The 11,695-nt window shown below is 63.2% G+C and carries 10 protein-coding genes and 2 tRNA genes; 2 read left to right on the top strand and 10 right to left on the bottom strand.

Annotated features, from left to right (window positions below):
- Position 1: 1 nt before the first annotated feature.
- The 3 genes from AWB81_RS14360 to gltX all read right to left on the bottom strand — a co-directional run bounded on the left by AWB81_RS14360 (position 2) and on the right by gltX (position 1,892).
- Positions 2-77: transfer RNA gene (locus tag AWB81_RS14360), tRNA-Glu, on the bottom strand.
- Between the two features lie 186 nt (positions 78-263).
- Positions 264-339, bottom strand: a tRNA-Ala gene (locus AWB81_RS14355).
- Between the two features lie 143 nt (positions 340-482).
- Positions 483-1,892: a glutamate--tRNA ligase gene (gltX, locus tag AWB81_RS14350; protein ID WP_062636394.1), complete on the bottom strand. Its 1,410-nt coding sequence runs from the start codon at positions 1,890-1,892 to the stop codon at positions 483-485.
- A 300-nt stretch (positions 1,893-2,192) separates the two neighbouring features.
- Between gltX and AWB81_RS14345 the strand changes: the two genes are divergently transcribed.
- Entirely contained in the window at positions 2,193-3,140 is a 948-nt protein-coding gene (locus AWB81_RS14345) for a patatin-like phospholipase family protein (RefSeq protein WP_062636393.1), read from the top strand.
- A 73-nt stretch (positions 3,141-3,213) separates the two neighbouring features.
- On the opposite strand, the gene AWB81_RS14340 is transcribed toward AWB81_RS14345, so the two are convergent.
- The 5 genes from AWB81_RS14340 to AWB81_RS14320 all read right to left on the bottom strand — a co-directional run bounded on the left by AWB81_RS14340 (position 3,214) and on the right by AWB81_RS14320 (position 9,598).
- Positions 3,214-3,888, bottom strand: a complete 675-nt coding sequence (locus tag AWB81_RS14340; protein ID WP_062636392.1) for a C40 family peptidase — start codon at positions 3,886-3,888, stop codon at positions 3,214-3,216.
- A 144-nt stretch (positions 3,889-4,032) separates the two neighbouring features.
- On the bottom strand, positions 4,033-5,631 hold the full coding sequence (locus tag AWB81_RS14335; protein ID WP_062636390.1) for an ABC transporter ATP-binding protein: 1,599 nt from the start codon (positions 5,629-5,631) through the stop codon (positions 4,033-4,035).
- The gene (locus tag AWB81_RS14330; RefSeq protein WP_062636389.1) at positions 5,628-6,737 is read right to left on the bottom strand and encodes an ABC transporter permease; all 1,110 of its coding nucleotides are present in this window, start codon (positions 6,735-6,737) and stop codon (positions 5,628-5,630) included. The genes AWB81_RS14335 and AWB81_RS14330 overlap by 4 nt, the downstream gene beginning before the upstream one ends.
- A 1-nt stretch (position 6,738) precedes the next feature.
- Positions 6,739-7,776, bottom strand: a complete 1,038-nt coding sequence (locus tag AWB81_RS14325) for a microcin C ABC transporter permease YejB (protein ID WP_062636388.1) — start codon at positions 7,774-7,776, stop codon at positions 6,739-6,741.
- Between the two features lie 31 nt (positions 7,777-7,807).
- Positions 7,808-9,598 carry an extracellular solute-binding protein gene (locus AWB81_RS14320; protein ID WP_235025798.1) on the bottom strand — a complete coding sequence of 597 codons (1,791 nt, stop codon included), beginning with the start codon at positions 9,596-9,598 and terminating at the stop codon, positions 7,808-7,810.
- 271 nt (positions 9,599-9,869) lie between these two features.
- Between AWB81_RS14320 and fabI the strand changes: the two genes are divergently transcribed.
- Entirely contained in the window at positions 9,870-10,661 is a 792-nt protein-coding gene (gene fabI / locus AWB81_RS14315; RefSeq protein WP_062636387.1) for an enoyl-ACP reductase FabI, read from the top strand.
- Positions 10,662-10,750: 89 nt separating this feature from the next.
- On the opposite strand, the gene AWB81_RS14310 is transcribed toward fabI, so the two are convergent.
- Together AWB81_RS14310 and AWB81_RS14305 are read right to left on the bottom strand one after the other, a co-directional pair.
- Positions 10,751-11,104, bottom strand: coding sequence for a hypothetical protein (locus AWB81_RS14310; protein WP_062636386.1), 354 nt, complete (start codon positions 11,102-11,104; stop codon positions 10,751-10,753).
- 224 nt (positions 11,105-11,328) lie between these two features.
- Entirely contained in the window at positions 11,329-11,679 is a 351-nt protein-coding gene (locus tag AWB81_RS14305) for a hypothetical protein (RefSeq protein ID WP_062636384.1), read from the bottom strand.
- Positions 11,680-11,695 lie beyond the last annotated feature (16 nt).

Here is an 11,695-nt window from a genome sequence, read left to right as displayed (position 1 = left end):
CTGGCGTCCCCTAGGGGATTCGAACCCCTGTACTCACCGTGAAAGGGTGATGTCCTAGGCCTCTAGACGAAGGGGACAGAAACTTGGGTCAATCTCTGTCTTGCTACTTGCTTCGCCCGACTCAATCCGAACAACTCATTCGACTGCATCAGCGAAGACCGAAACTATATACAACTTTTTGACACTTGTGAAGTCTTTTTTGCGACAGCTGAAACTCAACGAGCAGTTTCAAAACACCTCAAGCAAGACTTCAAACCGTTCTGTGGTGGAGGTAAGCGGGATCGAACCGCTGACCTCTTGCATGCCATGCAAGCGCTCTCCCAGCTGAGCTATACCCCCTTGCAGAACAGAAACGAGATTCTAAAGGGCACTTTTGAAGTTGTAAATACCTTTAGGCGCACTCGCCGGAAATTTTTTTGTCTCTTGCGATCCAGCTTGGCAGGGACGTCGCGTACCCGAGAACGCGACGTCCCTGACGCATCTTACGCGTTCGCCCTTTCAAGCCGCGCAAGCACCGTCTCACGCCCGAACAGCATCAGCACTGCATCGATCGACGGCGTATGTGTCGTGCCCGCGACCAGGAGACGCACCGGCATCGCGAGGTGCGGCATCTTGAGCTTGTGCGCGGCCAGCGTCGCCTTGAGCGCAGCCGAGATCGCTTCCTTCGTCCATTCGACGTCCGCGAGCGCCGCGCGCAGATCGGCGAGCGCCGGGCGCACCGCGTCCGTGACGTGCTGCGCGAAGGCCTCCGGTTCGATCACCGGCGGCTTGTAGAACATCGCGGCGTTCCCGGCGATTTCCTTCACCGTCGACGCGCGATCCTTCAACAGGCCGATCACCAGTTCGAGCGGCGCGCCCTGTTCGATCGCCGCCGCATCGATACCGAGTTGCGTCAGGAACGGCGTGGCGAGCGTCGCAAGGCGCGCGTTGTCGGCTTCCTTGATGTAGTGCGCGTTCAGCCAGTTCAGCTTGTTGTGGTCATATTGCGCGGGCGACTTGCCGAGATGGTCGAGATCGAACCATTCGACGAACTGCTCGCGCGAGAAAATCTCCGCATCGCCGTGCGACCAGCCGAGGCGCGCGAGGTAGTTCACCACCGCTTCGGGCAGATACCCCTCGTCGCGATAACCGACGACGCTCATCGCCCCATGCCGCTTGCTCATTTTCTCGCCCTGCTCGTTGAGCACGGTCGGCAAATGCGCATAGACGGGCACCTCGCCGTCGAGCGCGCGCAGGATGTTAATCTGGCGCGGCGTGTTGTTCACGTGATCGTCGCCGCGGATCACATGGGTGATCTTCATGTCGAGATCGTCGACGACCACGCAGAAGTTGTAGGTCGGCGTGCCGTCCGGGCGCGCGATCACGAGATCGTCCAGTTCCTCGTTCGAGATCTCGACCGTGCCCTTCACCGCGTCGTCCCAACTCACGACGCCGCTGAGCGGATTGCGAAAGCGCACCACGGGCGCAACACCCTCCGGCACCGGCGGCAGTGTCTTGCCCGGCTCCGGGCGCCAGGTGCCGTCGTAGCGCGGCTTCTCGCCGGCCGCGCGCTGGCGTTCGCGCAGCGCGTCGAGTTCTTCCGTCGACATGTAGCAGTGGTATGCGAGCCCCTTGTCGAGCATCTGCTGCACAACCTCGCGATAGCGCTCCATCCGCTGCATCTGATAGAACGGGCCTTCGTCGAAATCGAGGCTGAGCCAGTTCATGCCTTCGAGGATCGCGTCGACGGATGCTTCGCTTGACCGCTCGACGTCGGTGTCTTCGATGCGCAGCACGAAGGTGCCCTTCATCTTGCGCGCGAACGCCCACGGGTAGAGCGCGGAGCGGATGTTGCCGAGATGGATGAAGCCGGTCGGGCTCGGAGCGAAGCGGGTGCGGACTTGCGTGGTCATGGGCGTTTTTACTCGATGGCGGAATGCGTTCGCGTTTGTCGGTCGCCGGAGGCGGCTTCCAGAAGCACGGACTGCGATGCGCGGACGATGCGTCGACGATCGGCGTCGCGCTCCGATGCAGCCTGGAATTCGCGCCGGACGACCGATCAAAATGAGACGGAATTATACTCGCCGCCCGCTTTTTAACCGGCGACGGTGCGCCGAGTTGCTTTATGATGTGCGCGCCGTTTTCGGGACGATCCCGCGCCTAAACGGCAAGCAAGCGTTTTGACTCGCTATTGAGCGCCGCTGGAGAGCTACTTGAAATCATCGCCTCCCCGACTTTCGCGCCGCGCGTTCTCGATCGCGGCCGCGTCTGCCGCACTCGCCGCGTGTACCACGACCGGCAGCAACGTCACCGGCAGCGACAGCGCGCAAACTGCCGCCGCCAATCCGCCTTCGAAGAACGAGCCGTCGCGCCAGTTGCGCGTTGGGCTCGCGCTCGGCGGCGGCGCCGCGCGCGGTTTCGCGCATATCGGCGTCATCAAGGCGCTGGAGGCGCGCAACGTGCGCGTGGACCTGCTCGCGGGCACGAGCGCGGGGTCGGTGATCGCGGCGCTGTCGGCCTCGGGGATGAGCGGCATCGCGATCAACAAGCTCGCGCTCTCGATGGACGAAGCATCGATCAGCGACTGGGCGATGCCCTTTCGCACGCGCGGCATCCTGCAGGGCGTCGCGCTTCAGAACTATCTCAACAAGACGCTCGACAACCGGCCGATCGAAAAGTTGGCGAAACCGCTCGGCATCGTCGCGACGGACCTGAGGAGCGGCCAGCCGATTCTCTTCCAGCGCGGCAACACGGGCATCGCGGTGCGGGCGTCGTGCAGCGTACCGTCGATTTTCGAGCCGGTGAAGATCGGCGCGCACGAATACGTGGACGGCGGGCTCGTGAGCCCGGTGCCCGCCGCATTCGCGCACAAGATGGGCGCGGACTTCGTGATTGCGGTCGACATCTCCGCGCGGCCAGAATCGGCGCTGACGCAAAGCTCGTTCGACGTGCTCATGCAGACTTTCACGATCATGGGCCAGACGATCAAGGCCTACGAACTCGACAAATATGCCGACTTCGTGATCCGTCCGAATCTCGCGGCGATGAGCGGCAGCGACTTCGGCCAGCGCAATGCCGCGATTCTCGCGGGCGAAGAAGCCGTGGCGAAAATCTGGCCGGAGTTGCAGCGCAAGCTGGCGACAAAGGGCGCGATGGCGTGATTCAGCCGGCTCGGCAAGAACAAAAAGCCCGCTTCCTTCGAAGCGGGCTTTTTTGAGCGATCGGACCGGAAGCTTACTGATTGCCGCCGATGGTGGCGCTCACGCGCTGGCGCAGATCGTTGCCGTCCATCGGGAACGCCGTCTCGATGCGGCGCGCGCCGGTGTAGCGCTTTTCCCAGTAGGCGTTTTCCATGTCGTCGACACGGATCGTGCTGCCGGTCGACGGCGAATGCACGAACTTGTTGTCGCCGATGTAGATGCCCACGTGCGAGAACGAGCGGCGCATCGTGTTGAAGAACACGAGGTCGCCGGGCTTCAATTCGCTCACGCGAACCTTTTCCCCGACGCGACTCATTTCCTCGGCGCGACGCGGCAGCGTCATGCCGAGCGTGTCCTGGAACACGTAGCGCACGAAGCCGCTGCAATCGAGGCCCGAATCCGGTGTGTCGCCGCCCCAGCGGTAACGCACACCGATCATGTTCAGCGCGCCGACGACGACGTCGCCTGCCTTGCTGGCCATGCCGGAGAGGAACGATTTGGTGCCGGACGGTGCGGAGGTGGAATTGCCCGAGTCCGCGACCGGGTAGACATCGTTTGCCTTCGAAGACGAAAAAATGCCATTGCTGGCATTTTGACTGGAATTGTTGACTTCGTCGGCGAAAGCGCCGGAAGTTGCTGTCATCAGTAGGCCGATCAACATGCTCGCGGCGGCGCGTGCGCATGTCTGAGTCAAGGAAATTGGCTGCATCGGTCGGTAGTTTTTGCGAAGAAAGGCTGAAAAATCAGAGGTATACGTAAAGTTTGGACGATACTAGCCATTAAATATTTGCATGTCAAAAGATATAGAGAAAATCAATCGCTGGTCGCACCTAATTGGTGAGAAGAGTGAGATTTAGACAGCCAGAGATGCTTTGAGAAGTTTCCGAGTGTAGTCGTGCGACGGCGTCGAAAAAATTTGCTCCACATCACCACTTTCGACGACGAAACCGTTCTGCATCACCGCCACGCGGTGCGCCATCGCGCCGATCACTTCCAGGTCGTGGCTGATGAAAACGTAGCCGAGGTTGTACTTCTTTTGCAGGTCGGCGAGGAGTTTCAGGACCTGCATCTGGATCGAGACGTCGAGCGCGCTGGTCGGTTCGTCGAGGATCAAAATGCACGGCTCCAGCACGAGAGCGCGCGCAATCGCGATGCGCTGGCGCTGTCCGCCCGAGAACTCGTGCGGATAGCGGGCGAGCGCGGTGCGGTCCATCCCGACTTCCCGCAGCACCGACACGACTTTCGCGTGGCGCGCGGCGGCATCGAGTTCGGGACGATGCAGCGCGAGCCCCTCGCCGACGATCCGCTCGATCGTGTGCCGCGGCGACAGCGAGCTGAACGGGTCCTGAAACACGACCTGCATGTTCGAGCGCAAAACGGTCTTTTCGCGCCCGCGATAGTCGGCGAGCGCCCTGCCCTGAAATTCCACTTCACCATGCGAGACGCGCTGCAGGCCGAGCAGCGCCATCGCGAGCGTGGATTTCCCCGAGCCCGACTCGCCGACGATCCCGAGCGTCTCGCCCTGCCGCACCGACACGGACACGCGGTCGACCGCCTTGAATGCGCCGCGCCGGAACCAACCGGCGAAGCCGGGCAGTTTCGTCGAGTAATCGACCGAGACGTCCTTCGCGTCGAGCAGCACGGGCGAGAGCGGCAGAACCGGCAGCACCGCGCGCTGCGGCCGGCTCGCGAGCAGCCGCTGCGTATAGGGATGCTGCGGCGACGCGAAAATCTCCTCCACCGTCCCGCTCTCGACCAGCAAGCCCTTCTCCATCACCGCGATGCGCTGCGCGAAACGGCGCACGAGGTTCAGGTCGTGCGTGATCAGCAGCACGGCCATGCCGCGCTTCTCGGCTTCGTCGCGTTGCAGTTCCAGCAGCAGATCGACGATCTGCGCGCGGATCGTCACATCGAGCGCGGTGGTGGGCTCGTCGGCGAGCAGCAGCCGCGGGCGGCACGCGAGCGCCATCGCGATCATCACGCGCTGGCGCTGGCCGCCGGACAACTGGTGCGGATAGCTGTCGATACGGCGCTCCGGCTCCGTGATGCCGGTGCGCGCGAGCAGTTCGATTGCGCGCTTTCTGGCATCGCGCGGCGAAACGCCGTCGTGCAGCTGGATCGTCTCGACAATCTGGTCGCCCACCGTGTAGAGCGGATTGAGCGCGGTCATCGGCTCCTGGAAGATCATCGCGATGTCCGAGCCGCGCAGGCCGCGCATCGCGTGCTCGCTTTTCGAGAGCAGTTCCTCCCCGGCGAAGCGGATCGAGCCGGAGAGTTCGGCCTCGCGCAGAAGGCGCAGGATCGACAGCGCGGTTACGCTCTTGCCGGAACCCGATTCGCCGACCAGCGCGACGCGCTCGCCCGCCTGAATCGAGAGACTTACGTCATCGACGGCGAGTGTCTCGCCGAAACGCACGCGCAGCTTGTCGATTTGCAGTAGCGGTCCGCTCATCGGCCGCCTCCGGCCTTGATAGCATCCGCGATGCGCGTGTCGAGCGCGTTGCGCAAGGCGTCGCCCATGAAGGTCAGGAGCAGGAGCGTCGCGACCAGCACGCCGAAGGTCGAGAGCGAGATCCACCAGGCGTCGAGATTCGCCTTGCCTTGCGCCAGCAGTTCGCCGAGCGAAGGCGTCGGCGAGGGGACGCCCAGGCCGAGAAAATCGAGGCTCGTGAGCGCGAGAATCGCGCCGCTCATCCGAAACGGCAGGAACGTGATGACGGGCGTCAGGCTATTCGGCAGCACGTGGCGCCAGATGATCTGCCAGTTCGAGAGACCCATCGCACGCGCGGCGCGGACGTAATCCTGCGTGCGGTTGCGCAGGAACTCGGCGCGCACGTAGTCCGAGAGTCCGATCCACCCGAAGAGCGACAGCAAAATCACGAGCAGCAGGAGACTCGGCTCGAAGATCGACGCGAAGATGATCAGCAGATAAAGCTCGGGCAACGCGCTCCAGATTTCGATCAGCCGCTGTCCGGTGATGTCGGTCCTGCCGCCGAAGTAGCCCTGCACCGCGCCCGCGAGCACGCCGAGAACGGTGCCGATCGCGGTCAGCACGAGCGCGAACAGCACCGAGACGCGAAAGCCGTACACGAGTCGCGCGAAGACGTCGCGACCGCGATCGTCGGTGCCGAGCCAGTTCTCGCGCGAAGGCGGCGCCGGATTCGAGCCCTTCGAAAAATAATTGAGCGTGTCGTAGTAGTAGTGATTCGGCGGATAGACCGCGAAGTTGCCCGGCGCGCTGAAGCGGTCGCGGATATAAGGGTCGAGATAATCGGCGGGTGTCGGGAAGTCGCCGCCGAAAGTCGTCTCCGCGTAGGTCTTCACGAGCGGAAAATACAGATGCCCCTGATAGCGCACGACGAGCGGCTTGTCGTTCGACCAGAGCGGCCCGGCGAGACTGATCGCGAACGCGGCGACGAACACGATGAGGCTCCAATACCCGAGCCGATGCTGCCTGAAGCGCAGCCAGACGCGGCGTCCCGGCTTCATCGAGACGTGGGGGCGAAGCGGCTGGCCGTCAGTGGCGGCGGTTCGGCGCGACGATGCGGCTCGGTTCAAGTCAGCGCTCCAGTTGTTCGAATTGAATCCGCGGATCGACCCAGACGTAGCACAGGTCCGAGATCAGCTTGGTCGCAAGCCCGATCAGCGTGAAGAGATAGAGCGTGCCGAGCACGACGGGGTAATCGCGCCGCACCACCGACTCGTAGGACAGCAGGCCGAGACCGTCGAGCGAAAAGAGCGTTTCGATCAAGAGGCTGCCCGTGAAAAACGCGCCGATGAACGCCGCCGGAAAACCCACGATCAGCGGCAGGAGCGCATTGCGGAACACGTGCTTCCACAGCACGCGTCGCTCCGACAGTCCCTTCGCCCGCGCGGTCAGCACGTATTGCTTGCGGATTTCGTCGAGGAAGGCGTTCTTCGTGAGCATCGTGATGACGGCGAAGCTGCCCACCACCGACGCGACAATCGGCAACGTAATGTGCCAGAGATAGTCGACGACCTTGCCGGCAAGCGAGAGCGTCGCCCAGTTGTCGGAAGTGAGGTTGCGCAGCGGAAACAGTTGCCAGAACGTGCCGCCGCCGAACAGCACAAGCAGCAGCACGCCAAGCACGAAGCCCGGAATCGCGAAGCCGATCAGCACGACGAGACTCGTTGCGACATCGAACTTCGAGCCGTTGCGCACCGCCTTCGCGATGCCGAGCGGCACCGATATCAGATACGTGATGAAGAACGTCCACACGCCGATGCTGATCGATACCGGCAGCTTCGACACGATCAGCGACCAAACGCTCTGATGCCGGAAATAGCTCTCGCCGAGATCGAAGCGCGCGAACTTGCCGAGCATCGAGACGTAGCGTTCGAGCGGCGGTTTATCAAAACCGTAGAGAGCCTTCAGTTGAGCGACCTGCTGCGCATCGACGCCCGTGTGCGTCCGCATGCCGAACGCGCCGCCCTGCTCGCTGCCGCGCCGCAGATCGTGCACCGCCTGCTCGACGGGCCCGCCCGGCACGAACTGAATCACCGCGAAGGTCAGCGTCAGCACTCCGAGCAGCGTCGGGATCATCAGGAGGATGCGTTTGAGGATGTAGCTCCACATGGGCGGCGATCCGGTTGGTGTGGTGTTGCGATTACTTCGCGGCGGGCTTGAACCACCAGGTGGAGGTGATCCAGTCCTCGGCGGTGTAGTAGAGCGGCAGCGTCGACGGAAAGCCAAGCGTGTTGCGATACGCCACGCGGTGCGTCGCCGAATACCAGTGCGGGACCACATAGTAGCCGTGCATCAGCACCCGGTCGAGCGCGTGCGTGGCGTCGACGAGTTGCTCGCGCGTCTCTGCCGACACCACCGCCTGCAAGATCTTGTCGACGGCCGGCGACTTCACGCCCGACAGGTTGTCCGAGCCCTGCTCGTCCGCGGACTTGCTGCCAAATCGCGAGACCTGCTCCGTGCCCGGCACCTGCACGTCGGGCATGCGCACGCTCGTCATGTCGAAGTCGAATGCGTCGAGGCGCTTCTGGATCAGCGCGTAGTCGACCGTGCGGAAGTTGCACGCGATGCCGAGCTTCTGCAGATTGCGCGCGAATGCCGCGGCGACCGGTTCCATCGACGCGCCGCCGCCCGTGTCGTCGAGAATCTCGAACACGAACGGCTCGCCCTTCGCGTTGCGCAGCGCGCCGTCGCGATAGGTCCAGCCCGCGTCCGCCAGCAACTGGCGCGCCTTGATGAGATTCGCGCGCAACGAGTCCGGCGGTGGCGCAGTGCGCGGCTGCTGCACCATCTCGCCGAACACGGACGGATCGAGCTGCGAGCGCAGCGGCGATAGCAGCGCGAGTTCGCCGTCGCTCGGCTTGCCCCTGGCCTGCAGATCGGTGTTGACGAAAAAGCTGTCGGTGCGCTTGTACTGGCTGAAGAACAACTGGCGGTTGAGCCATTCGAAGTCGAGCGCGAGATCGAGTGCCTGCCGCACGCGCACGTCCTGGAAGATCGGCCGGCGCACGTTCATGAAGAAGCCCTGCATGCCGCTGCCGTTGTGATGCGGGAACTCGCGCTTGATGAGTTCGCCGCTGTCGAAGCGCTTGCCGATGTCGCGCCGAACCCAGTTGCGCGCGACATTCTCGACGAGCACGTCGTATTCGCCCGCCTTGAACGCCTCGAGCCGCGCGACGCCATCCGAGTACAGCTTGTAGTCGATCCGTTCGAAGTTATAAGTGCCGACCCGCACCGGCAACTGGTTGCCCCAGTACTCGGGATTGCGCTTGTAGGTGATCGTGCGGCCGTTGTCGTAACGCTCGATCAGGTACGGCCCGCTGCCGATCGGCTTCTGGAACGCAATCTGGTCGAAGTCGATGCGCGTGCCGTCCGGCTTCATCCCCCACTTGCGCGAGAACACCGGAATGCCGCCCGCGAGCAGCGGCATTTCGCGCGTGCGCTGCTTGAACTCGAAGCGGATCGTGAGCGGATCGACGACGACCGCGCGCGCGATCTGCCCGAAGTACACCGCGTATTGCGGCGCGGCCTTCGGGCTCTTCAGCGTCTCGAACGAGAACTTGACGTCGTCGGCCGTCACCGGGTCGCCATTCGAGAAGCGCGCCTTCGGATTGATGTGGAAGGTGGTCGAGAGGCCGTCGTCGGCAACGCGGATGTCGTCGGCGAGCAGGCCATAGGCCGTCGACATCTCGTCGAGACTGCCCGTCGTCAGGCTCTCGAACATGAAGCCGAGGCCGGGCGCAGGATTGCCGCGCAAGGTGAACGGATTGAACTTGTCGAAGCTCGTCAGGCGGTTCGGATTCGCGAGCACGAGCGTGCCGCCGCGCGGCGCATCGGGGTTTACGTAGTCGAAGTGCCTGAAGTCCGGCGGATACTTGGGCTCGCCGTATTGCGCGATCGCGTAGACGGCGAACGACGCGTGCGGCAACACCATTCCGATCGCCCCGATGAACGCGCTCGCGAAGAGAACATGCGGGATCCGTCGCGACGCAGTCGGGATGCGAGTCGTCATAAGCCCTTTCGAGGAAAAATAAGCATTGGCCGATGGCGCGAACGCCGCGTGAGGCTTAGGGCGGGCATCGCAATGTGAGAGAATTCTACCCAAATCAGAGGCGGTTCCGCTCGTGTGTTGCTGCCCGGCCGGGGCGGCAACCGGCTCATGGCAAACACGGCGCACGCGCGACATTGACTACAAAGGAGCATTCATGGGCTTTCTCGCTGGAAAACGAATTCTGCTGACGGGCTTGCTGTCCAACCGTTCGATCGCTTACGGCATCGCCGAAGCCTGCAAGCGCGAAGGCGCGGAACTGGCGTTCACCTACGTCGGCGATCGCTTCAAGGACCGCATCACCGAGTTCGCCACCGAATTCGGCAGCGACCTGGTCTTTCCGTGCGACGTCGCCGAAGATGCGCAGATCGATGCGCTCTTCGCGTCGCTGAAGGAACGCTGGGACTCGCTCGACGGCATCGTGCACTCCATCGGCTTCGCGCCGCGCGAGGCGATCGCGGGCGACTTTCTCGACGGCATGACGCGCGAGAACTTCCGCATCGCGCACGACATCTCCGCGTACAGCTTCCCCGCCCTCGCGAAGGCGGCGCAGTCGATACTGTCGGCGGATGCGTCGCTCCTCACGCTCTCCTACCTCGGCGCGGAACGCGCGATCCCGAACTACAACACGATGGGTCTCGCGAAGGCGTCGCTCGAAGCGAGCGTACGCTATCTCGCGGCATCGCTCGGCGCGAAGGGCGTGCGCGTGAACGGCATCTCTGCCGGCCCGATCAAGACGCTCGCGGCGAGCGGCATCAAGGGCTTTGGCAAGATTCTGGAGTTCGTCGAGAACAATGCGCCGCTCAAGCGCAACGTCACGATCGAACAGGTCGGCAACGTGGCGGCATTCCTGCTGTCGGACCTCGCGGCGGGGGTCAGCGCGGAAATCGTGCACGTCGACAGCGGGTTCAACGCGGTCGTAGGCGGAATGGCTGCGGTGGCCGAATAAGGGCTTTCCGGCGCTTCGGCATCGTTAAAAAAACCGTCCCTTTCGAAGGGGACGGTTTTTTTTCGGCCGCAAGCACGCGCGCGCGGCGGTCAGTGGTGGTGCTTGTCGTGACCATGGCCGTTTCCGTGGCCATGGTGCTTGTCGTGGCCGCGGCCGTGATGGCGATACCAGTCGTCGCGATCCCAGTAGCGGCGGCCGTCGTAGTAGCGGTTGCCATACCAGCCGATTACCACCGGCGGCCGCACATAGACGGGCGCCGGCTGGTAGATGACAGGCGGTGGAGGCGGCGCATAGATCGGCTGCGGCGCGACGTACACGGGCGTCGGAACACCAATGTTCACGCCGACGTGAACGTCCGCTGCGTACGCGGCACCGCTTGCGCAGACCGCGACGGCGGCAAGCGAGAGCGTGAGGGAGTGGCGGATCGTTTTGCTGGTCGTCAATTGCGTACCTCGGCGAGATCTTGTTTAAGTCGAGGCGAATATAACGGATAGCTTTCAGTTCAGTATTTCAGCTTTGTAAGTTCTTGCGCGAAGAGCCGTAATGTCTGGAGAAAGCTTACCTTTTGTTACATCGGACAATTGCGTCCCAGCAATGGAAAAAGCCACCCGATTCGCATCGGATGGCTTTTCTTCTGCAACCGCGAAAACCGCCGCCGGCGCGGCGCTCAATGCCAGCCGTTGTGATGGCCGTTGTCGTGATGGCCGCCGTGTCCGTGGTCGTAGTGATCCGGATGACGGCGATACCAGTCGTCGCGGTCCCAGTAGCGGCGGCCGTCGTAATACCGGTCGCCGTGCCAGCCGATAACGATGGCCGGCGCCGCGTACACCGGCGGGGGCGGCGCGTAGATCACGGGCGGGGGCGGCGGCGCGTATACCGGCTGCGGTGCGACATAAACCGGTGCGGGAACCCCGATATTCACGCCGATATGCACCTGCGCGAACGCCGCGCCCGACACTCCCAAACTGCCGACTGCAATGACTCCTGCCAGCAAAGAAGCCTTTGATACCTTGTTCATGTGAAGCCCACCTCGA

The organism is Caballeronia arationis (assembly GCF_001544975.2).
Lineage (GTDB): Bacteria > Pseudomonadota > Gammaproteobacteria > Burkholderiales > Burkholderiaceae > Caballeronia > Caballeronia arationis.
The sequence above is the reverse complement of the archived record's forward strand: the minus strand, read 5'-3'. Positions and strand labels throughout refer to the sequence as shown.